21 protein-coding genes are annotated in these 22,117 nt (G+C 63.9%); 12 read left to right on the top strand and 9 right to left on the bottom strand.

Translation table 11 applies throughout. The features are described 5' to 3' along the window. Window positions 1–7: 7 nt before the first annotated feature. Window positions 8–3,280, bottom strand: a complete 3,273-nt coding sequence (locus ACTHXA_RS14165) for an efflux RND transporter permease subunit (RefSeq protein ID WP_441673492.1) — start codon at window positions 3,278–3,280, stop codon at window positions 8–10. Window positions 3,281–3,447: 167 nt separating this feature from the next. Between ACTHXA_RS14165 and ACTHXA_RS14160 the strand changes: the two genes are divergently transcribed. From ACTHXA_RS14160 to ACTHXA_RS14145, 4 genes are all read left to right on the top strand, one after another. Next, complete coding sequence (locus ACTHXA_RS14160; protein ID WP_441673490.1) at window positions 3,448–4,683, top strand: DUF4097 family beta strand repeat-containing protein; 1,236 nt, start codon at window positions 3,448–3,450, stop codon at window positions 4,681–4,683. Continuing rightward, window positions 4,680–5,504, top strand: coding sequence for a PadR family transcriptional regulator (locus ACTHXA_RS14155; RefSeq protein ID WP_441673488.1), 825 nt, complete (start codon window positions 4,680–4,682; stop codon window positions 5,502–5,504). The genes ACTHXA_RS14160 and ACTHXA_RS14155 overlap by 4 nt, the downstream gene beginning before the upstream one ends. 76 nt (window positions 5,505–5,580) lie before the next feature. Then, on the top strand, window positions 5,581–6,045 hold the full coding sequence (locus ACTHXA_RS14150) for a fluoride efflux transporter FluC (protein ID WP_441673486.1): 465 nt from the start codon (window positions 5,581–5,583) through the stop codon (window positions 6,043–6,045). After that, complete coding sequence (locus tag ACTHXA_RS14145; protein ID WP_441673484.1) at window positions 6,042–6,416, top strand: fluoride efflux transporter FluC; 375 nt, start codon at window positions 6,042–6,044, stop codon at window positions 6,414–6,416. The genes ACTHXA_RS14150 and ACTHXA_RS14145 overlap by 4 nt, the downstream gene beginning before the upstream one ends. Before the next feature lie 51 nt (window positions 6,417–6,467). On the opposite strand, the gene ACTHXA_RS14140 is transcribed toward ACTHXA_RS14145, so the two are convergent. Further along, the gene (locus ACTHXA_RS14140) at window positions 6,468–7,601 is read right to left on the bottom strand and encodes a flavin-containing monooxygenase (protein ID WP_441673482.1); all 1,134 of its coding nucleotides are present in this window, start codon (window positions 7,599–7,601) and stop codon (window positions 6,468–6,470) included. Between the two features lie 209 nt (window positions 7,602–7,810). On the opposite strand from ACTHXA_RS14140, the gene ACTHXA_RS14135 reads away from it, so the two are divergent. Together ACTHXA_RS14135 and ACTHXA_RS14130 are read left to right on the top strand one after the other, a co-directional pair. Beyond that, entirely contained in the window at window positions 7,811–8,023 is a 213-nt protein-coding gene (locus ACTHXA_RS14135; RefSeq protein ID WP_441673481.1) for a DUF3073 domain-containing protein, read from the top strand. Window positions 8,024–8,037: 14 nt separating this feature from the next. Continuing rightward, window positions 8,038–8,421, top strand: a complete 384-nt coding sequence (locus ACTHXA_RS14130) for a hypothetical protein (protein WP_441673480.1) — start codon at window positions 8,038–8,040, stop codon at window positions 8,419–8,421. On the opposite strand, the gene ACTHXA_RS14125 is transcribed toward ACTHXA_RS14130, so the two are convergent. From ACTHXA_RS14125 to ACTHXA_RS14115, 3 genes are all read right to left on the bottom strand, one after another. Beyond that, window positions 8,393–8,665, bottom strand: coding sequence for a hypothetical protein (locus tag ACTHXA_RS14125; protein WP_441673478.1), 273 nt, complete (start codon window positions 8,663–8,665; stop codon window positions 8,393–8,395). The two genes, ACTHXA_RS14130 and ACTHXA_RS14125, sit on opposite strands and share 29 nt — an antisense overlap. Window positions 8,666–8,847: 182 nt before the next feature. Beyond that, entirely contained in the window at window positions 8,848–9,957 is a 1,110-nt protein-coding gene (purM, locus tag ACTHXA_RS14120) for a phosphoribosylformylglycinamidine cyclo-ligase (RefSeq protein ID WP_441673476.1), read from the bottom strand. Window positions 9,958–10,073: 116 nt separating this feature from the next. Next, the gene (locus ACTHXA_RS14115) at window positions 10,074–10,841 is read right to left on the bottom strand and encodes a tyrosine-protein phosphatase (RefSeq protein ID WP_441673474.1); all 768 of its coding nucleotides are present in this window, start codon (window positions 10,839–10,841) and stop codon (window positions 10,074–10,076) included. A gap of 118 nt (window positions 10,842–10,959) precedes the next feature. Here ACTHXA_RS14115 and purF point away from each other — a divergent pair, with 118 nt between their 5' ends. Next, window positions 10,960–12,414, top strand: coding sequence for an amidophosphoribosyltransferase (gene purF / locus ACTHXA_RS14110; protein ID WP_441673472.1), 1,455 nt, complete (start codon window positions 10,960–10,962; stop codon window positions 12,412–12,414). Between the two features lie 461 nt (window positions 12,415–12,875). Here the strand turns inward: purF and ACTHXA_RS14105 are convergent, their stop codons facing one another. From ACTHXA_RS14105 to ACTHXA_RS14095, 3 genes are all read right to left on the bottom strand, one after another. Beyond that, window positions 12,876–13,424, bottom strand: coding sequence for a hypothetical protein (locus ACTHXA_RS14105; RefSeq protein ID WP_441673470.1), 549 nt, complete (start codon window positions 13,422–13,424; stop codon window positions 12,876–12,878). A 42-nt stretch (window positions 13,425–13,466) separates the two neighbouring features. Next, window positions 13,467–14,642, bottom strand: a complete 1,176-nt coding sequence (locus ACTHXA_RS14100; RefSeq protein ID WP_441673468.1) for an acetyl-CoA C-acyltransferase — start codon at window positions 14,640–14,642, stop codon at window positions 13,467–13,469. A gap of 187 nt (window positions 14,643–14,829) precedes the next feature. Further along, window positions 14,830–15,213 (bottom strand): sterol carrier family protein, encoded by a 384-nt coding sequence (locus tag ACTHXA_RS14095; RefSeq protein WP_441673466.1) that lies wholly within the window; start codon window positions 15,211–15,213, stop codon window positions 14,830–14,832. Between the two features lie 36 nt (window positions 15,214–15,249). On the opposite strand from ACTHXA_RS14095, the gene purD reads away from it, so the two are divergent. Further along, window positions 15,250–17,613, top strand: a complete 2,364-nt coding sequence (purD, locus tag ACTHXA_RS14090; RefSeq protein WP_441673464.1) for a phosphoribosylamine--glycine ligase — start codon at window positions 15,250–15,252, stop codon at window positions 17,611–17,613. 104 nt (window positions 17,614–17,717) lie between these two features. Here purD and ACTHXA_RS14085 read toward each other — a convergent pair whose 3' ends face one another. After that, window positions 17,718–18,959: an AI-2E family transporter gene (locus ACTHXA_RS14085; protein WP_441673462.1), complete on the bottom strand. Its 1,242-nt coding sequence runs from the start codon at window positions 18,957–18,959 to the stop codon at window positions 17,718–17,720. A 171-nt stretch (window positions 18,960–19,130) separates the two neighbouring features. Between ACTHXA_RS14085 and purS the strand changes: the two genes are divergently transcribed. From purS to ACTHXA_RS14065, 4 genes are all read left to right on the top strand, one after another. Next, complete coding sequence (gene purS, locus ACTHXA_RS14080) at window positions 19,131–19,484, top strand: phosphoribosylformylglycinamidine synthase subunit PurS (protein ID WP_441673460.1); 354 nt, start codon at window positions 19,131–19,133, stop codon at window positions 19,482–19,484. Between the two features lie 2 nt (window positions 19,485–19,486). Beyond that, on the top strand, window positions 19,487–20,182 hold the full coding sequence (gene purQ, locus ACTHXA_RS14075; RefSeq protein WP_441673458.1) for a phosphoribosylformylglycinamidine synthase subunit PurQ: 696 nt from the start codon (window positions 19,487–19,489) through the stop codon (window positions 20,180–20,182). A 273-nt stretch (window positions 20,183–20,455) separates the two neighbouring features. Then, window positions 20,456–21,604, top strand: coding sequence for a DMT family transporter (locus ACTHXA_RS14070; protein WP_441673457.1), 1,149 nt, complete (start codon window positions 20,456–20,458; stop codon window positions 21,602–21,604). Window positions 21,605–21,614: 10 nt separating this feature from the next. Further along, a complete protein-coding gene (locus ACTHXA_RS14065; RefSeq protein ID WP_441673455.1) occupies window positions 21,615–22,067 on the top strand; it encodes a DUF3817 domain-containing protein in 453 nt (150 codons plus the stop codon). Window positions 22,068–22,117 lie beyond the last annotated feature (50 nt).

The raw sequence follows: 22,117 nt of genomic DNA, 5'->3' as shown, positions 1-22,117 counted from the left end.
GCCCCGATCACTCCACCAATCCGGATTCGCGGAGCTTGGCTTCGTTGCGTTCTTCGCGACGAGCACGTCGTTTCGCGAGCGAACCCTCAACGACAACGTACAGCGCCGGTAGCACAACGAGCGTCAACAGCGTCGAGGACAAGAGTCCACCGATCACCACGATCGCCATCGGCTGCGAGATGAATCCGCCCTGACCGGTGAGCCCGATTGCCATCGGGGTGAGCGCAAGAATCGTCGCGAGTGCCGTCATCACGATCGGGCGCACACGTCGGCTACTCCCGGCAAAGGTTGCTTCGCGCACAGTCAGCCCCCGAGCGCGGTACTGATTCACGAGGTCGATGAGCACGATGGCGTTCGTCACGACGATACCGATCAGCATCAGCACACCGATCAACGAGGCGATACCGAGTGGAATCCCCGATGCCAGCTGCAACAGAATCGCACCGGTCGCGGCGAACGGAATCGAGATCAACAGCAAGAACGGCTGCAGCAGCGACTTAAAGGTCGCCACCATCACGATGTACACGATCAGGATCGCGGCGAGGAGCGCGAGCCCCAGCTGTTCGAAGGCTTCCTGCTGGTCGGCTGCGGTTCCGGCAAGTTCCGCGTCGGCACCCGCCGGCAATTCGACATCCGCGAGCGCCGCTTCAATCGCCGCGCTGGTACCGCCGAGGTCGGCGCTGTCCGAAGCGATGGCGATGTCCACGAAGGGGGTACCCGATTCCGCGTTGATCGCCACCGGACCGTCAACGATCTCGATATCGGCGAGGTCGCTCAGCGGCACCGTGGTCGGGCCGACCTGAATTTCCAGGTCCTCGAGTTCCTCGACACTGGCGGGAGGCTCATCCGAACCAACAAAGTAAATGCTCATCGACTGCCCGTCGAGCATGACCTGGCCGACCTCGATCGGTTGCAGCGCCTGCGCGATTTGGCCACCAATTGCGGCCTCGTCAAGTCCGTAGCTCGCGGCCTCGGCCTGGTCGATGCCGAGGCGGATGAACGGCCTGGTTTCGTCGAGATCGCTGGTCGCCTGGGTCACACCCTCAACTTCGGCAATCGCGGGCAACGCAATTGCCTCGGCTTCGGCGAGCACGTCGAGATCCGGGGCGGATACGCGGACCGTGACCTCATCCGAGAATCCGCCGCCACCGGCGAGACCAATCGTCACTTCGCCGAGGTCCTCGCGGTCTTCAAACACGGTCACGAGCTCTGCCTGCAAGGCATCCGCGTCGGCCTCCGGGTCAACGGTGATCGAGAACTGCGCGGTCGAAGAGCCACCGCCGAACATCGCGGCAAGCGGGTCAGAACCGTAGCTGAGCTGCACGAGCTCAATCTCTTCGTAGTCTTCGAGCACGGTTTCGACTTCCGCGGCTTCATCGCTCATGGCTTCGATGGATGCGTTCGCCGAGAGTTCCTGAGAAATGGTGAAGGTGTTTTGCCCGGCCGAGCCGAGGAAGTTCGTGGTCAAAAGCGGCGTCATCGCGACGGTTCCACCAAGCACGACAATTGCGCCAACCAGAATGGCCCAGGGCCAACGAAGCACACCGGCAAGGACCGGCTCGAAGAGCTTCTGGAGCCAGTTGCGCGGTTCCGCTTCCACCTGGGCGATGACGGCGTCGCGCTCCTCCTGCGAGACGCGAGTGTGGGTGAGGTGCGTGGTGACCAGCGCATCCTCTTCGACTGCTGGCTCTTCCTCAACCGACTCTTCGTCAACCGCAGCGTGCTTGCCGGTGCTGTCCATCGCCGGCAAATTGCCACGCACCTTCGAGCCACCCATGAACCAGTACGCGAGCACAGGCACAATCGTGATCGACACGAACAGCGAGGCCAGCATCGCGATGCCGCTGGTCAACGCGAAGGGTCGGAACAGTTCTCCCGTGATGTCGGCAACGAAAATCACCGGTACGAACACCGCGACGGTTGAGATCGTGGATGCGGTGATCGCGGAGGCGACCTCGCGGACGGCGTGCGCGATCACGGTGACGCGTTCGTGTCCGCGCAGGGCCGCCGTCGGATTGATCGACAGGTGCCTTCGGATGTTCTCAACCACCACGATTGAGTCATCGACCACGCGACCAATCGCGATCGTCAATGCGCCCAGCGTGAGCACATTGAGCGAATAGTCCATGAACTGCAGCCCGATGAAGGTCACCAACAGCGAAGTTGGGATGGAGATCGCCGTGATGATCGTGGCGCGGATGGAGAGCAGGAAGACGAAGATGACGATGACCGCGAAGAGCAGACCGAGGAGTCCCTCGTCGACGAGCGTCTGAATCGACTCCACGATGAACGGAGCCTGATCCATCCCGACGATGAGGTTCACATCCTCGCCAACGGCGGCGCTAATGTCCTCTTCGAGCTCGGGCAACTCGGCAATGACCGTCTCGGAGACCTCGACCGTGTTCGCATCCGGACGTTTGGTAATCGACAGGGTCAGCGCATCCTCGCCGTTGACGCGCGAGATCGATGAGACCGGCGCGTAGTCGCGGGTGACGTCGGCGACATTCTCGAGCGTGACGACCTCACCTTCGGCATCCGTTTCCGCACCCACCACCGGCATTTCGGCGAGGTCAGCAACGTCTTCGAGCACGTGCCCCGCTTGGACCGTGAGCGTCTCACCGTCCTCGGTGATCTGTCCGGCTGGGATGAGCACACCGGCGTTCTCGATCGTGTCGGTGATCGACTCGATGGTCAGGCCATTCGCCGCCAGCGCATCGTTATCCGGCGCGATATTGATTCGCTCCGACTGGTCGCCGTAGAGGTCAACCGCGCGCACGCCCTCGAGTGAGCGCAACTCCCCTACCGTTTCGACACGGAGGTGCTCCGCGACCTCGATCGAGTCGCCACCGGTGACCGCAAGCTGAATGACGGGAAGATCGTCCACCCCGCCTGACATGACACTCGATTCGGCGTCGTCCGGTAGCTGGTCTTCGATGCGATTGAGCGCCTGTTGGATGCGCTGCTCGGCATAGACGATATCGGTGCCGTAGGTGAAGCTCGCGAAGACCATCGACGACCCGGCGCTCGAGACCGTGGAGGTTCCTTCGAGCCCCTGCAGGCCCTGCAGTGCCGATTCCACCTGGCCCGTCACGTCGTTGTCGACAATTTCAGGGGATGCACCGGGGTAGGTCGTGATGACCGATACCTGCGGCAGCGAGATCGACGGGATGAGCTCTTGTTTGAGGGAAGTCATCGAGGTGACGCCGAAAAACGCAATCGTAAGGGTCACGAGCGCGATGAGCGCACGGTTGGTCAGGCTGAGTTGAGCGAGGCGATGCACCTGTTGATCCTTGCACTATGCGGGTAATAGCGCACTTCAACAACCTGAATGGTGGATGCACGGTCATCACACAGCATTCACGATTGCGTGTTCGGGCGCTCGGGTCGTACGGTAGATACTAACGCGATATATCGCGATATACACACACTGAAGAACTGGAGTACTCCATGGCCATAGAACAGTGGCATGTCGACACCCCAAAGACTATCGACCTTGAAACCGTGCGCCAGGTGCGCGTCAACATGATGGGTGGGTCGATCAACGTCATGACTCACGAACTCCCCTCCACCCGGGTGGAGGTCTCCTCGCTGACCGGCCGCGATATGAAGATCGCGATCGACGGCGACACTCTGATCATCGACCACCCGCAGCTTGGTTGGGGCTCGCTCGGCGCATCCGCGCGAACCCTCGTGGACCCACCCAAAGCAACCGTGAGCGTGCTCGTGCCGAAGCACGTGAGCGTCAACGTGAAAGCCACGAGCGCGGATGTGCTCGTCACCGGTGTGGACGGCGATATCGCGATCACGACCGTGGCTGGCGAGCACTTCGTGGACGGCACCTCCGGCAAGCTGCAGCTCACTTCCGCGAGCGGCGAGCTCAGTGTCCGCGGCCACGACGGCGTCGTTGAGGCGCGCACGGCGACCGGCGATGTGACCGTCACCGGCCCGATCAAGAGTTTCGACGGCAACACCATTTCGGGTTCCACCGTTGTGGATGTTGCGGGCGAGGATGCTGCGCCCACCTCGGTCGCAAGCTCGTCAGTTTCGGGGGCAATCACCGTGCGCCTTCCTGACGAAACGAACGCGAGTGTGCAGCTCACCACGGTTGCCGGAAAGGCACAGCTTGGCGACACGATTGTCGAGCCGCTCTACGGCAAACAGGTTCGTCACTACGCGCCGCAAGCCGGCGAGCCGATCACCGAGGTGAAGGTCAACACCGTTGCCGGTCGGGTCACGGTGCTCGGCGGATTGCCGATGGTGAAGGAACCGGGGGCTTGGGCTGGTCCGGGGGCGGGTGCTGGTGATGCCGAGAACACCGGTGACGCTGACAGCACTAGCGACACTGGCACGACTGACGACACAGCAGCGGCTCAGCCAGCAGCCTGGAGCGTGCCGATGAACCCGAACGTTGATTTGTCGAGCGCACCGCAGCCCGAGGCCAACATTGTGCCGCCGACGTCGGCAGACGCCCAGGTACCGAAGCCGTCACCCGCGCCCTTCGGGACCCACACCGCGGCGACCGGCGCACCCGCCGGAACCCACGTCGAGGCTGGCCATGTACAGCACTCGGGTCTGACGGACGAAACTGACCGCGCATCCACCACTGGCGGCAACGATGAAAATACCGGCGAGCAGCTTGATGGTCACGCTGGTGACAACGCAGAAGGCGAGGAACAGCGATGAACCCGCCAGTCTTTGGGCACGGCGAACTTCGCCTCGTACTGCTCACGCTGATCGAGCGTGAGCCGCGGCACGGCTACGACCTCATCAACGCGCTCAACGAGCACTTCGACGGCGACTACTCGCCCTCGGCCGGGACGATTTATCCGCGGCTCGCGAAGCTGCAGGAAGAGGGGCTCGTCACCAAGACGCAGGCCGGCCGCAAGACGATCTACACGATTACCGACGCCGGTCGCGCCGAGGTGGAGCAGCGCCGCGAGGAGTTTGAGCGCGTCACGGCCGAGAGCACGGATACGGTGCGCACCCTCGCACAGTCGGCTCGCGCCGGTCTCGCGCAGGCTCGCCAGGGGCTGCGCGCAGAACTCGATCAGATCGCAGCTCAGGCACGCGCTGCCGCAGAAGAGGCACTCCACCGCGAGCGCGCCGCTGCCGATGCGGAAGAGGCCGCTAAGCACGCCGAGGCTGCACAGGAGAAGGCCCAAGCGAAGGCTGACGCTGCTGAGGAAGCGACGCAGGGAGAGGGTGCAGCTGCCGGGTCAGCCACAGCATCGGATAGCGCCGCAGACGGCAGTGCTGGCGCAGACGCCAATGCCGGAGCGGCCACCGACGACACCGCGGACGACGCTGCCGCACCGAGCACTGACCAGGCGCAGCTGCTGCGGCGCGTGGATGTGGCACTGCAGCAGTTCCGGATGGAGGTGCGTCAGGACGCCCGCGAGGTAAATCAGCTTGGCGGGCTCGACGATGACACCGTGAGCGAACTCGAGACGCAGCTTCGCGAAACACGTCGCCGCCTCGGTGCACTCTTGCGGGTCCACCGGTAGCGCTCGGCCGGCCGGGCTTCGCAAATTCTGCAGCGAACTGATTCCGCAGGCTTCGCCGCAGTAGTACCGTGGCGGAGTGAGTTCTGAACCGCAAGCCGCGGAACCCCCGGCAACACCTCGAACACCAGCGTCACGCCTCCTAGGCAATGCGGCGCTGGTGTTTGTTGGTGGTGCGCTCGGCGCACTCGCGAGAGCCGCGCTCGTTGCGGCAGTCCCTTTTGAGGCCGCATCCTGGATGACGCTCGCCATCAACCTGAGCGGCGCGTTCGTCTTTGCGTGGCTCGTCACCTTCACCCTGGGCCAACACGACCGCGTGCGCGCGCTCTTCGGCGCGGGTTTCCTCGGCGGCTTCACCACCTACTCCGCACTCGCCTTCGACGTTGCCGCGCGGGTAGTAGTCGGTGACCTGAGCGGCATCCTACTCGCGGTCATTTCGGTCGTGGGCGGAGTGGCACTTGCCCTGCTGGGATGGCGACTCGGTCGGATGACTCAGCTCCGTGCATCCAAATCGCCACCCGCACCACCGGCGGTGATTCCATGACCCCGGAAATCGCAATCGGCGTCGCGCTCTTTGGCGGACTCGGCTCAGCGCTGCGCTATCTGCTGGGCGAGCTCCTCAAGGAGCGCCGCGGCTGGTCCAACGCGGCGGCGACACTGTTAATTAACGTGCTCGGCTCGTTCGGACTCGGGATTACGGTCAGTTTCGCGATCGAAGGTCCGCTCGCGGCCTGGCTCATCACCGGTTTCTTCGGCGGCTTCACGACGTTCAGCGCCGTGAATATGGATGTGGTGAGACTCGCGCAGTCAGGAAAGGGCTGGCAGGCGCTCTGGTACTCGGTCGGCCAGTTGGTCGTCACCACCATATTCGCGCTGGCCGGAGCACTCCTCTTCTATGCGCCAGTGATCGCGTAGGTGCTGGGAGGTGCGCCCGCGCCAGATTCGGCGCCACTACCCCACCAGGCTCTACCCCACCAGGCGATCAATCGTGTCTTCGCCGATTTCCATGGCCTCATCCAGCGCATCCGCCGTGTCGATACCGGGCCCGTACCCGAGAAACGCGACGCGCTGATCACGACGCGACCAACCGCCGCTGATCTTGGGGGTGCCGCCGGCATCCCGCAGCCCCAGCGGAGCCAAGTGCCGCGCCGATTCCCGCCCACCCGTGGCCCAGACCACCGCATCCAACTGCTCGGTGGTGCCATCAATGAAGGTCACTGAGGTCTCATCGAAAGACTGGATATTGCCGCGCGATTGCAGCGTGCCGCGGCGAATCGCGTCGAAGGCTTCGCGGGTCATGGGGAGCCCTCGTATCGAGACATCGCTCGGCATCGGCTTTCCGCGCTCGGCGAGCCGTGCCACGCGACGACGCGAGTGCAACCCAAGTTCGCCGACCGTCAGTGGGCGGCTGCGGCGAAGGCTGAACCGCGGCGGCTGCAGAAAATCTGGGCTGCGACGGGTCGACCACGTGGTCTTGGCGCCGAGGCGTTCGAGTTCGAGGAGCACCGACACCGCGGTGCGTCCGCCGCCGACGACCAAAACGCGTTGATTGGCGAATTGGGTGAAGGATTCGACGCTCTGCGCATGCACCGTCGTGCCCTGGAATCGGTTGAGGCCCGGGAACCAGGGGACAAACGGTGTCGACCAGGTGCCAGTCGCGTTGACGAGCAGCAGCGTTTCAAGCGTCCGCCGGTAACCATTGGCATGTTCAACGGTGACGCGTAGTTCTTCGCGGCGCGGGTGCGAAGCGACCCGATTGACACGAACCGAATGCGCAATAAAGAGGTCGTATGCATCCTCATAGCCGCGCCACACGCGTGGAACCACCTCACGCGCGCGTATTGCCGGGTCGAAGGATGCGAAGCTCAGGTCGATCTCCGCCTGGCCCGCCAGGTCCACGAGTTCGCCACTTTTGATGCCCTGGCCGATGGTCATGAAATCCCACGCGTTTCGCCAGGTTGCGCCCGGGCCAGCCTGTTCATCCATGACAATAAAGTCTTTGAGTGGATCCAGTCCCAGCGCCTTGAGTGAGTATGCCACCGTGAGCCCGGCGGCACCCGCGCCGATTACAACGATGTCGATTCGTTGTAGTTCGGACATTGGATCTCCTTGCGGGGTAATGACGTCGGTTGTGGCGCGGCTGCGGCGCCTGGAACTCCGACGCATCCAGTAATGAGGATACGGGCAGGTGGGTGCGAACCGGCTTCCGACTCGTCAGCGTGGTAAACTCGCGTCCAAGGATTTCATCATCATGGTGGCCGGTCTGACTCATGGCTCGACCGGCCCACGAGCTATTGAGGGGGTTACGCATGGGGCGTGGCCGTCAGAAGGCAAAGTACACCAAGGTTGCTCGGGAGTTGAAGTACAACGTTCCCGAGACCAACTATGAGCAACTGCAGCGAGAACTGCAGGGTTCTCGTGCTGAGCATCAAGAAGACGAGCTCTCCAAGTGGGCCGACTACATCGACGATGAAGAAGGCGACGAAGACGCCGAAGACTACGACCAGCGTCGTCTGGCGTAGGTTCTAGCCACTCTATGGAGTCACTCCAAGCTCCCGGAACCGGGATGGCCGTCATTCTCGGAGTAATGCTCCTCTTCGGCAATCTCATCGCGTTGTACGCAGTACGCGCAGCGATCCAGGGGCGAATTACTCCGGAAACGATGGCGGGCATCCGCACGAATGCAACTCGTGCGACGCCCGCCGCGTGGGAGGCTGCGCACCGCGCGGCCTGGCCGTGGGCGCTACCGCTCAATGGTCTCGGCGCGGTTGGTGGCATCGCGGTCATGGTGACCGGGACTAGCGTGGCGCCGTTTTTGGCCGCGGCAGGCTTCGCCATCGTGTGCACAATCGCGGGTGCCCTCGCACAAGTGATTGTCGGGCACCGCGCCGCTACTCGCGAGCTCGACCGCGCTCGCTGAGGCGCTGCCGCCGAAGTAGCAGCATCGGCAGTGTGAGGAAACAGCCGATCGCGGCGATGAACAGCAGCACGATGATGGTGATTATTAGTCCGTCGGGAAACTGCTCGAGGAACTCATGCATGTCGCGTATGCCCTTGTGCGCTCGGCCCGTGCGGGTTCGGAATGAGCCGAAAGCCTCGTAGTTACTGCTGTCATAGTTGAAGGCCCTCGCGATCACGAAGCCGAATACCGCGGACACGGCCATGACTGCGGCGACGACGATCGCAGTGGTGCGGAGTCGCTTCTTGCTGCGCTCGAGCCGGGTGTTGGGGTGGATGTGTGCATCCGATCGTCTCGGTGTGAAAAAGTTGGCGTAGATAGGCGCTCAGGGAGTTTATGGACCCTATAGCCCGCTAGTTACGCCAACTCTGGCAAGCGTGCGACGGGCTAGTTGGCGTACGAGCCGACCAGTCGCACGGCACCACCGTCGACGCCCTTCGCACCCTGCTCGAAGCCTGCAAAGTCGCGAGCGGCAGTCGAGATTTGACCGGCAACCCAGCCGTCAAGGCCCTCTTCCTTGCAAGCGGCGAGCACCGCATCCGCCTGCTCGGCTGCGACGATCGCGAACATGCCGATGCCGAGGTTCCAGGTGCCTTCCATGTCGTCCAGCTGCGCCTTGGCTAGATCGGTGAGCACGCGGAACACGGGCAGCGGCGACCACAGCGAGCGGTCAAGTTCAACCCACGAACCCTGCGGCAGTACGCGCGCGAGGTTCGCGGCGATGCCGCCACCGGTCACGTGGGAGAAGGCGTGAATTGCACCGTCGAGATCGGGGCGACGCAGGATGCGCACGAGCTCGCCCGTGTATAGGCGGGTCGGTTCGAGCAGCTGCTCGCCCCAGGTGCGCCCGAAGTCTTCGGCCTGGTCCGCGTAGTTGATACCGCGGTCGGTGATGATCCGGCGCACGAGTGAGTAGCCATTGGAGTGCAAGCCTGAGGAGGCAAGCGCGATAACCACGTCGCCGTCGACCACGCGTTCGGCACCGAGCACTCGGTCTGCATCCACGACACCGGTCGCGGCCCCCGCAACGTCGTAGTCATCCGGACCGAGCAGGCCCGGGTGTTCGGCGGTTTCGCCGCCGGTGAGTGCGGTGCCGGTCGCAGCGCAAGCGCGCGCGATGCCCTCGACAATCGCGGCGATGCGCTCTGGGACCACGCGGCCACAGGCGATGTAGTCGGTCATAAAGAGCGGCTCCGCGCCGACCACAATGATGTCGTCCACGACCATGCCAACGAGGTCCTGACCAATGGTGTCGTGCTTGTCGATTGCCTGCGCGATCGCGACCTTGGTGCCAACCCCGTCGGTTGAGGTCGCGAGCAGGGGCTTACGCATCCCTTGCAGCTTCGAGGCGTCGAACAGCCCCGCGAAGCCGCCGAAACCGCCGAGCACCTCGGGGCCGTGCGTGGCCTGCACTGCCTGCTTCATCAGCTCAACGGCGTGGTCACCCGCGCGGGTATCGACACCGGCGGATGCGTACAGGTCGCGCTCTTCAGTCAAGGCCACTCCTCGATTTTTGAGAAACGCCAGGGTTCCTCTATCTCCAAAAACTGTGCTCCAGCCTAGTCGAGGGGATGAGTGGATGAGCGCGGAATGGCGCGGTGCGGCTGGTGCAACTAGTCCACCAACCGCGAGCGCAGCGAAATGAGCTCCGCTTCGGTCATGCCGGCATCGATGAGATCGGCCCAGGGGTCAAATTCCTCGAGCTGCTCCACGACCGCTGATTCGATCGTGTATCCCTGCTCGGCGAGCCGTGCCGCGATTGCCTCCGCGCGGTCTGGGAAGTCGAGTCGTTTGAAGAAGGGGCCAAGTTCTCCGGCACTCAGGGCGTAGTCGGCAGCGATTGCGGCGGGTTCGACTTCGGCGAGCGCGAGCAAGGCGAAGGTCAGCAGCCCCGTCCGGTCTCGACCGATTGCGCAGTGATAGAGGACGCCGCCCGGGGATGCCGCAAGCGCACGAAGTACCGCCACGACACGATGCGGCTGTTCCTTGATGACCGGGCTGAAGAAGCGCGGCGAACCGAGCCGGCCCTCCCCCGCAAGCCGCTTCCAAAACTCAATGTCACCGGTCGCATCCAGCGGCACGCGCACCCCGAAAATACCGTCCGGGAACGGCGGCTCGGGCGTGGGCGGAACGCGGTGAGCATTGGCCTGCGCCTCGTTTTCATTCCTCGGCTTCAGTCGTGTCTCGAAGTCGTTGCGCAGATCGAGCACCGTTTGAAAACCACTCGAGCCGAGTGCTTCAAGTCCCTCATCCGTCACAAAGCGGAAATCCGCGGAACGCGCGAACCGCCCAAACTTGGTCTCCCCGCCACCGATACGAGGAAGACCGCCGAGATCGCGCGCGTTATAGAAACCGTCCCAACTCAGCTTTCGATGTTCCATCCCGCCATTCTGCCTTGTCCGCGTCAACTAATCCGAACCGGATGCACCCGTAACCGGCGCGAAGGTGACAGAATGGTGAACTGTCCCAAATTCTTCAGCCAAGGGAGCACCATCCACCGTGTGCGGCATCGTCGGTCACGTCTCATCCAGCCCCGTTAACCAGCAGATTTACGACTCGCTCCTGCTCCTGCAGCACCGCGGTCAAGACTCGACCGGCATCGCCACGGCGGCGGGCAATACTTTCCACACCATCAAGCGCAGCGGCCAGGTTCGCGAGGCGTACCGCACCCGCGATATGCGCACGCTCCTCGGCAACATCGGCCTCGGCCACGTCCGCTACGCAACCTCGGGTGCGAGCACCGACGACGAGGTGCAGCCGTTTTACGTCAACGCACCGTACGGCATCCTGCTCGTCCACAATGGCAACCTCACCAATACGCGCGAGCTCACCGACGAACTCTTCCGCGTGGACCGTCGCCACCTCAACTCTTCAAGCGACACCGAACTGCTGCTCAACGTGCTCGCGAATGAGTTGCAGCAGTCAATCGATGGCAATGACCTCACGGTCGATGACATCTTCGATGCGGTCGAGAGCCTCCACAAGCGCGTCGAAGGGTCCTACGCTGCGATCGCGGTGATCGCCGGGCACGGCCTGCTCGCCTTCCGCGACCCATTCGGCATCCGCCCGCTCATTCTCGGTCGACGGATGGGCGAGGACGGTCGCGATGAGTGGGTGGTCGCATCCGAGTCGCTCGTTTTGACCGCATTTGGCTACGACGTCGTGCGCGAAGTGGCTCCCGGCGAAGCAATCTTCATCGGCACGAACGGCACGATGTCCTCGCGTCGGTGTGTCGATGAGACGCGGCTCGCGCCCTGCGCGTTTGAGTACGTGTATCTCGCCCGACCCGACTCAGTCATGAACGGCATCTCGGTGTACGACACCCGGCTGAACATGGGCGAGAAGCTCGCGCACAAGGTTGAGCGCGAGATGGATGTCAGCGAGGTCGACGTCGTCATGCCGATTCCCGACTCCGCGCGACCTTCGGCGATGCAGCTGGCACAAGAGCTCGGCCTGCCCTACCGCGAGGGCTTCTACAAGAACCGCTATGTGGGTCGCACGTTCATCATGCCGGGCCAGGAGGTCCGGAAGAAGTCGGTTCGGCAGAAGCTCAACGCACTCGAGCGCGAGTTCGAGGGCAAGAATGTGCTGCTGGTCGACGACTCGATCGTGCGTGGAACGACATCGAAGCAGATCATCGACATGGCCCGCGCGGCGGGCGCGAAGAAGGTGTTCTTCGCATCCGCTGCCCCCGCGGTTCGCTACCCTCACGTGTACGGCATCAATATGCCCACGCGCGCCGAGCTCGTCGCCGCTTCGCGCAGCGTGGATGAGATCTGCAAGGTGATCGGCGCGGACAAGCTCATCTTCCAGGACGTCGACGACCTCTTCGACGCGATCACCGAGGGCACCGGACTCACCGAGCTCGATATGTCGCCGTTTACCGGGGACTACGTCACCGGCACCGTCACGCCGGAGTACCTCGCGTACCTCGAGGCGAATCGGGTTTCGTAGCGCGCGGCGCGGCGCGGTGCGGCGGCGGCACGCAGCGCCGTTTGTCGACCACGCAGTGCCGTTTGTCGGGCACGCAGCGCCGTAGCCCGGGCACGCAGCGCTCATCATGGGTCAAGTACCAACCATGATGAGCGCTACGACCCATGATTAGGGGTACGAAATCCGAGAGAGCGACGTCCCGAAGACACGCGGCGCCGTAGCCCGGGCATGTAGCGCTCATCATGGGTCAAGTACCAACCATGATGAGCGCTACGAACCATGATCAGGACCGTAAGCAACCGTGGTGAGCGCTGCGACCCATGATCAAGACCGTAAGCAACCATGATGAGCGCAACGGCCCATGATTAGGTGCCCGATGTCCGGGTGATCAGAGTCAAGATGGCTCTCTCGCCTACTTCGAGAAGGCCGTCAAGAGGTCACAGGGGACTACGGCTGGCTCGCGCCCGTTTACCTCGGTGGCGCTACCCCTTCGGGTCTACCTCGGTGTCCGGGACAGCCGACGGATTAGGTGCTGGTTTATTTCCGGTGGAGGTTCCGGACCCGGCGGCTTTGTCCGCGCCTGACGCGACGTCCGAGCCCGACTGGTCCGCAGCGCCAGCATCCGCAACGTCAGCAGTGCCAGCATCGGCAGCATCAGCAACGTCAGCGGCAACCTCATCCTCGCTGGGAACACGCTGCAGCACGACCCGCGTCGGTGTGCCGGTACGCCCGACGATGAAGTCCACAATTAGCCCAATGCCGGTGACGAGCACGGCCGTCAGCGCAGTCAAGAACACCGCAAGGAAGCCGAACACCTGGCCGCGGGTGAACTCTGAGTTCTGCGGCAGCGCATAGGCAAACACCGCACTCAGCACGAGCCCGAGTGCGGCCCCGCCCCAGATCCATCCGGTGATGTTGACGCCCGGGCGAACCTCCACGACCGTGAGATCCTCACGCTTGGATGCGCTGGCGACTTCGGACTCGTTCGGTTCGTTCGCGTGTGGCTCGGTGGCCTCGGGGTCAGTAGGCATAGCCGCTATTGTCTCACCAATTCGGAACGGATTACCCATCCGCTACAGCGCACGCAAGACGACCGCGCTTCCCTGCCCACCGCCGCCGCAAATTCCGACGGCACCAAGCGCCCGAGAACCGTGCGCCTGGAGCTCGCGCGCAAGGGTTCCGATGATTCGCGCACCGGAGGCACCGATCGGGTGACCGAGCGCAATCGCCCCGCCGTGTGGGTTGACGACCGCCGCATCCACCCCCAGCTCACGAGCGGATTGCACCCCGACTGCGGCGAAGGCCTCGTTGATCTCGACCGACTTCAGGTCACTTGCGGATGCGCCGCCTGCGACTTTCGCGAGCGCCGCAGTGATCGCGCGCGCCGGTTGCGAGTGCAGCTGCACATCGGGTCCAGCAACGAACGCCGTTGCCTCAACGCGCGCCAACGGACGGAGTGCAAGTTTCGCCGCGGCCGCTTCGCTGACGATGACAAGCGCTGCGGCGCCGTCGGTAATTTGGGATGCGTTGCCCGCGGTGATCGTGCCGTCTTTCGCGAATGCCGCGCGCAGCCCCACCAGCGACTCGGCGGTCGTGTCGGGCCTGATCCCATCGTCGGCATCCACAACTGAGTCGCCGCGCCGCGACTGCACCGTGAACGGTGCAATCTCGCCACGCAAAAACTCGGCACTTGCGGAAGCCCGCTGATGCGAGGTCGCGGCAAACGCATCCTGCTCTTCGCGCGTGAGCGCGAGCGGCCGATTGCCGTCTTCGGTGAGGGCGCCCATCGCGACCTGGTCGAAGGCGTCGGTGAGGCCGTCGTGGTCGATCGTGTCGACTATCGGCGCATCTCCGTATTTGTGTCCGGCGCGCAGCGGAATCACGTGGGGTGCGAGCGACATCGACTCCTGTCCGACCGCAAGCACGATTTCGGCCTCGCCGGCGTTAACGAGCCGCACCGCCTGACTCACGGCTTCCGCGCCCGAGAGGCACACCGCATTCACCGTGATGGCGGGAACGGTGAACGGCACGCCAGCACCAACGGCAGTCTGTCGCGCCGGGTTCTGCCCCGCGCCCGCCTGCAGGACCTGTCCCACCACGACCTGTTCAACCTGCTCGGGGGCGACTCCCGCGCGCTCGAGGGCGGCGCGGGCCGCGTGCGCGCCGAGCACGGTCGCGGGCTGAGCGGCGAGTTGTCCGGTGAAGCGGGTGAACGGGGTGCGAGCGTAGCCGGCGATGAGTGCAGTCATCGGTTTCCTCCTTGAGCGCGAAGACCAATCCACCTGAGCCTAAATCGGTTTAGCACCGGCGGCAACAGTGATGTCCCCACCGACCGAGCCGACCGCAACGGCGACGAGCACCGGCAACAGCAGTGACGAGCACCGACCGCACAAGCCACTACGGTCAGGAGTCTGCCGGACGCACAAACGGCAACAGCTACGAACCCGCAGCACGCACAAGCGGCAGCGCAAACGACACATCCGCCCGCACTCCGGAGGCGTGCAGCTGTCCGCTCGCCACCGCGTCATCCCACGCGAGGATGCCCGTGGCGAGCCCCAGCCAGAGTTCGGCTGGGAGTTCAATCACATTCGGAGGCGTGCCCCGGGTGTGCCCCGGCCCCTCCACGCACTGCACCGCACCAAACGGCGGCACCCGCACCTCGACCGCGTTCCCCGGCACCCTCTCGGCCAGCAATTGCAAGGAATAGCGTACCGCCGTCGCGACAACAGGCCGCCCCGCATCCTTGCCATTTTCTTGCGCTGAAAGCCAGTCCTGAACGGCCGCAAGACCCACCGCATCCTCAATTTTCACTCGTGCCATCCGCTAATTCTCCGCTATCCCGGTAGCCTGGTGCGCGTGAAGATTCTCGTACTTGGCTCAGGCGCGCGTGAGCACGCCATCGTTAGCTCGCTTGCAAGTGAGGGGACCCACGAACTCATTGTGGCCCCCGGCAACATCGGAATGGAATCCATCGCGAACCGCATTCGCATGGACCAGACCAAGCCCGACCTCATCGCTGAGTTCGCTGAGGATGAGCAGATCGACCTGGTCGTGATCGGTCCGGAAGCCCCGCTGGTCGCCGGCGTCGCCGATGCCGTGCGCGCGAAGGGCATCAACGTGTTCGGCCCCTCGAAGGCCGCCTCACAGATCGAGGGCTCGAAGACCTTCGCCAAGGACATCATGCAGCGCGCGGGCGTACCGACCGGACGCGCGCGGCTACTCACCGAGCTGGCCGATGTGGCCGCCACCATCGACGAGTTCGGCGCCCCCTATGTCGTGAAGGCGGACGGCCTCGCCTCGGGCAAGGGCGTCATGGTCACAAGCGACCGCAGCGATGCGCTTCGCCACGCCGAGCACTGGCTCGCACACGGCCCCGTGCTTGTTGAGGAGTTCCTCGACGGCCTCGAAGTTTCGCTGTTTTGCATTTCGGATGGTCACACGGTGCGCGCGCTGCCGCCGGCCCAAGACTTCAAGCGTCTCTACAACGACGACGCCGGCCCGAACACCGGTGGCATGGGCGCCTACTCGCCCGTGCCCTTCCTCGAGGATCGCTTCGGCGGCGAACGTGCGTTCATGGCCGAAGTGGTGCGCGATGTCGCACAGCCGGTGATCGACACGATGCGCGAAGCCGGCAACCCTTTCCAGGGCCTGCTGTACTGCGGACTCATCGTCACCGCCGCGGGGATCCGCGTCATCGAGTTCAACGCGCGCTTCGGCGACCCCGAAACGCAGGTCGTACTCCAGCGCCTCGCCGAACCGCTCTCGCCGCTGCTGGTGGCTTCCGGCAACGAAACTCTCGCGCAGCATCCTGAAGACCTGCAGCTGAACGGCCGCTCGGCGGTCACCGTGGTGCTCGCCTCGGAGGGCTACCCCGACCAGGTGCGTTCCGGTCGCGAAATTCTCGGGCTTGAGGATGCGCTGGCTTCGGGCGCGCAGGTCCTCCACGCCGCAACCGGCGCCGACGACAAGAGCATTACCGCCACCGGCGGCCGCGTCCTCAACGTGGTGGGCACCGGCGATACGTTGCAGGATGCGCGCCACCTCGCCTATACCGCGCTGAGCCAGATTCGCCTCGAGGGCGGCCAATTCCGCACCGATATCGCACAGACCGGTGCCGCGCTGCAGAATTCGATGTTTGCTCGCGATGGCCGGATCTCTTCCGCACAGGCTGGCGCCTCGGAGCGTGCCGCGAACGAAATGGCCGAGCAGGCCTATCAGGCGATGCCCGCCGCCCCGGCAGAGGAGAACCCCGGCCAGTCAACCGGCCAGACCTCACCCGGTCTCGAAGACACCCCCATCGCGGCGCAGACCGCGGTGTCCAGCGGCATCGATCTCGCCGCTTTTCACAACACCGGGCACCTGCCCGGCTGGCGTCACGTCTACTCAGGCAAGGTCCGCGAGGTCTTCAAATCCGAGACCGACGCAGCCGCCCTGCTCGTCGTCGCGAGCAATCGCGTCTCCGCGTTTGACCACATCCTCGAACCCGAAATTCCGGGCAAGGGTGAGCTGCTCACCCAGCTGAGTCGCTGGTGGTTCGCCGCCCTCGACATCCCGAACCACCTTCGCGAACCGGAGGGATGGGCCACCGGCCTACCGACCGACGTCGCCGCACGGTCCATGCGCGTCGCGAAACTCAATATGTTCCCGATCGAGTGCGTGGTGCGCGGCTACCTCACCGGTTCCGGACTCAAGGAGTACCAGGAAACCGGTGCCGTGTGCGGCGTGCGCCTGCCCGCCGGATTGGGTGACGGCGACCGCCTCCCCGAGCCGATCTTCACCCCCGCGTGGAAGGCGCCGCAGGGCGAGCACGACGAGAACATCTCCTTCGAGCGCGTGGTTGAGATCGTTGGGTCGGACGCGGCGGCCAGCCTCCGAGACATGTCGCTCTGGCTCTTCCGGAACGCGAGTTCCCGCGCCGCCGAGCGCGGCGTCATCCTGGCCGACACCAAGTTTGAGTTCGGCGTTGACCCCGCCACCGGGCAGATCACCCTCGCGGACGAGGTACTCACCTCAGACTCTTCGCGCTACTGGGATGCATCCCTGTACTCGAACTACGATCTGCCACTGGCCGAGCGCCTGGCGTCCTTCGACAAGCAAATCGTGCGGAACTGGCTGCGCGAGAACTGGGATGGGCAGGGCCAGCCACCCGCGCTCCCCGAGGAGATCGTGGAGCGCACGGTGGCTCGCTATCGCGAGCTGTTGACGCGGTTGGCGGGTTAGTGAGCGCTAGGTAGCGCGCTCTGGCGGGCAGCCCTGGCAGCCCCGGTCGGCCGAGTGGCGCTGCAGATCGCGCGCCCGGATGGCCAAGCGCGCCAGCCCGCCGGCTACGTTGCGTCGGCCTTTGCGCCGGCCGAGCGGTTCCGCCAGTTCTCACGTAAGCGGTCTCGAATCGAGTCACCATCCGGGTCTCGTTCAAGCTCGGGCAGCGGTTCGTTCCAAGCACGGATGAGCGCCCAACCGACGGCCGTGAGCGGCACCGCCATGAGCGTTCCGATGATGCCGCCGAGGATCGTACCCGTGGTCAGTGCGAGCAGCACGACGAGCTCGTGAAGTTTGAGCGAACGGCCGAGCACAATCGGCTGCAAGAGATTGCCTTCGAGCTGGTTCACGACCACCACAATGATCACGACAATGATCGCGGGCCAGAAGCCGTTCGTCACGAGGGTCACGAGCGCAGCAATGATTCCTGCGAGCGTTGCACCCACGACCGGGATGAACGCCGTAATGAACACGACCAGCGCGAGCGGTAGTGCGAGTGGCACCTGCAGAATGACCAGTCCCAAGCCGATGAAGATCGCATCCACGAGGGCAACGATCACGGTGCCGCGCACGTAGCCGCCCATCACGCCGACCGCGCGCAGACCCATGAGTTCCGCACGACGGTGCTGCGCATCCTTGAATGGCTTGATCAAGAAGGACCAAATCGACGGCCCGTCTTTGAGGAAGAAGAAGAGGATCACCACGAACAGCACGGCCGAGGTCGCGAAGGATGCGAAGGCTCCGATTCCCGAAGCGACACCCGATCCGAGTGCGCCGTAGTTGAGGTTGCTCAGCCAGCCTTGCGCGGTGGCCCACAGATCGGTGAGCGCTTGCTCGTTGAGTTCGAACTGCGGGAAGGTCGAGTTCCACCACGAAATGAGCTGGGTAATGCCTTCTGTCACCGCGGCCGCCATGTCATCCCATTGCGCCATAACCTGCGCGACGACGAGCCAAATTGCGCCGCCGAGCAGCACAACGACCACAAGCAACACGAATACCGTGGAGAGCAGTCGCGGCCACCCCTTTGAACCGAGCCACGAGAGCACCGGTTCCATCGCCGAGGCGATGATGAGCGCAAGCAGGAGCGGAATCACCACGATCGTGACTTGCAAGACACCGAAGATCACGATGGCGGCCGCCGCGAGAATCAGCAGGAACTGCAGGGAACGAACTGACACGAGCCCCATACCGTCAGTCCATGCTGCCGATGGCCGCTTGAGCGGCGCGAGGCGACCCTGCTTCTGCGCCTCTTCGTCCTTCGACCGGTCTGTCGCTTCGTCTTGTAGCTCATCAGCAGACCAAGTCATTGGTTCATCCTTGCTCATGGCATCTCCCTTCGAACCTGACCAATCCTTGCGCACTTTGCCTGGACGGTCATCCTCATTAGGGTGGGTCATCGTCACCAGGGTGGGTTAGTCCCTCGTCGACCGCGGCTAGGATGGGACGCATCCGTCGCCAACTTAGTTTCAGGAGTGCCGATGCCGAAAATTCTCGTGCAGGTCATGCCCAAGCAGGAACTGCTTGACCCCGCTGGTAAGGCCGTGCAGCGGTCACTTGCGAACAGTGGTCGTGAATACCTCACGGATGTCCGCATCGGCAAGCGCTTCGAGATCACCACCGATCGTGAGGCGACCCCCGAACTACTCGAAGAAATTGCTGAGCTCGCCGCGAACCTGCTCTCGAATGACGTGATTGAAGACGTCATCTCGATCGAGGTTGCCGATGAGGAGCCCTTCGACCCCGCGCAGACCGAAACTGTGACCGATGACGGGTTCCTCCCCACCGGCGCCGCGAGCGATGAGCAGGCCCGCCAGAACGTTGAGGGCGAGTAGACGTGCGCGTAGGAGTCATCACTTTCCCCGGTTCGCTCGATGACCGCGACGCGCAGCGCGCGGTAGAGATTGCCGGCGGCGAGGCTGTCGCGCTCTGGCACGCCGATCGCGACCTGCAGGGTGTGGATGCGGTGGTACTGCCCGGTGGTTTCAGTTACGGCGACTACCTGCGCTGCGGTGCGATCGCGGCGCAGGCCCCGATCATGTCGGAGCTCATCGACCAGGCGGGCAAGGGCCTGCCGGTGCTCGGCATTTGCAATGGTTTCCAGATGCTCGTTGAGGCGCACTTGCTGCCCGGCGGGTTGATCCGCAATGACCACGGCCGCTTCGTCTGCCGCGATCAGCGCTTGCGCGTTGAGAACATCGACACCCCGTGGACTTCGCTGTACGAGCAGGACGAGGAAATCGTCATCCCGCTCAAGAACGGCGAGGGCGGCTACATCGCCGATGCCGAAACACTCAAGCGCATCGAGGGCGAGGGGCTCGTCGCCTTCCGCTACCTCGGCGCGAACCCGAATGGTTCGGCGAACGACATCGCCGGTGTCCGCAATGAGGCCGGAAACGTGGTCGGCCTGATGCCGCACCCAGAGCACGCGGTCGAGCGCGGCTACGGACCCGACACCACCGAGCGGATGCGTTCGGGGATCGACGGCCTCGGGATGTTCGCGAGCGTCCTCCGCTCCCTCGCCGCCGCGTAGTCTCGCGCGGCGGGACCCGTTTGCCACCCGCCTCCTGAAAAAGTGCCACGAGCGGGAAACCCGCCGGCGTGTCGGCGGCGTGTCGCGCCTCTGTTGGCACTTTTTCAGAATGGGGTGGCGGCGTCCGACGCAGTGCCAACGCACAAAAAGGTCGCCGCGCGTTCATGCAATGACTGTGTCTGAAATTGCGCTCTGACCCTAGGATTTAGAGCGACGTGCACAGCTATCAGAGCGAACAGCACAGGCAGTAGAGCGACGAAACGGGGTGCAGGAGTGCGAGACGAATTCGGCGAGTTGGACCGATCCCATTGGGCGAACCCGAAGAAAGAGCAGCGCGACCGATTCGAGCGCATCAACACCACGACCACGGGCGTGCCTATTGCACCCTCACCCGACATTGACGATTTCGTCTCTTCGGCGCCGGTGCTCGGCACCTCGACCACGCCGATCACCACCTCAATCTCACTCGAGGAAGCGCGCCGTCTCGAGGGTGCTGGCCGCCCCGTCCCAAAAGACCTCTTCGGATTCCTCAATAAGATCGACCCACGCGTGGTCGCTCTCATGGGCTCCCTCGCGGTCGGCATGAACCCAGTGCTCACACGCATGTCGGGCGAAAACGCAGCCACCGCGGTGTTCTTCCGCTTCGCAATTGCGCTGATCCCGCTCGCGGTATTCGCGATCATGGAATGGCGCATGAACGGCCCGATGAAGGCACGCCCGGTCATCCTGCACCTGCTCGCCGGAGTCTTCTTCGGCCTCGACGTCGGGCTCTGGATCCCCGGAGTCATGCTCGCGGGCGCCGGCATCGCAACCGTGGCCGGCAATCTCCAGGTGATCATCGTGCCACTGCTCGCATTCGTGATTTTCCGCGAAAAAATGACGCTGCCCTTCATCGCGGCAATTCCCGTGATGCTCGGCGGCGTGGTCCTCCTCAGCGGCGTGATCGAGCAGGGCGATCTCACCGGGGATGCGTTCCTCGGCGTTGCCCTCGCGGTCGCCGGTGGCTTCGCCTACGCGGGCTACATCATGATCATCGGCCGCTCACGACCCACAGGTCACGCCTCCACGAACGTGTTCCTCTCCTCCTTCACCGCCATGATCGTCGGTACCGCGGTCGCATCCTTCTTCGGCGCACCAAACTTCACGCCGGACTTCACGCCACTGATGATCCTCATCGCGATGGCGCTCCTGAGCCAGGTGATTGGCTGGGTCACGACCTCGAGCGCCCTGCCGCGACTCGACTCATCCACCGGATCAATGCTGCTGCTCACCCAGCCGCTCGTGGCAGTGGTTGGTGGGGTACTGATCCTCAATGAGCAGATCTCGATTCTGCAGTGGGTCGGGATTGTCGCGATCATTCTCGCGGTCTGGTTCACCTCGGTGGCTTCAGCGAGACGCCGCCGTCGCCTCGAAGCCAACTAGACTGGCACGGATGCGCCCCTCCCGTTTTCTCCACGTCGCCTCGATCGTCGAGGCCTGCACCTGGGCGTTCCTCATCCTCGCGATGCTCACGAAGTACGTGTGGGCACCCGAACTCGGGGATGTGCTGGTCGCGTTCGCGGGAGCGGCGCACGGTGTCGCATTCCTCGGCTACATCTTTGTTGCCTGGGTGGTCGGGCTCAATGGGCGCTGGTCGTGGTGGATGTTCCTGGTCGCCTGGGCCTGCTCCATCCCGCCGTTCTTCACGCTACTTTTCGACTGGTGGGTGCATCGACAGGGCCTTGTAAAACACGACTGGCTGGATTCGAATCTCACTCAGCAACGCGGGGAACTTCACAGGCGATCCGAGGGAATTATCCGCTGGACAATCTCGCGACCGATCACCCAAATTGCGATCATCGTTGCGGCGTACCTGTTCATCCTGACCCCCTCGCTCGCGAGCTAGTGTGTCGCGTCAATAATTCGTTTCTAGTTTTGTAGAATGGAGTATGGCAA

This window comes from Gulosibacter sp. (assembly GCF_052090685.1).
Taxonomy (GTDB): Bacteria; Actinomycetota; Actinomycetes; order Actinomycetales; family Microbacteriaceae; genus Gulosibacter.
Note: the sequence above shows the minus strand (reverse complement) of the source record. Positions and strands in the feature narration are given on the sequence as shown.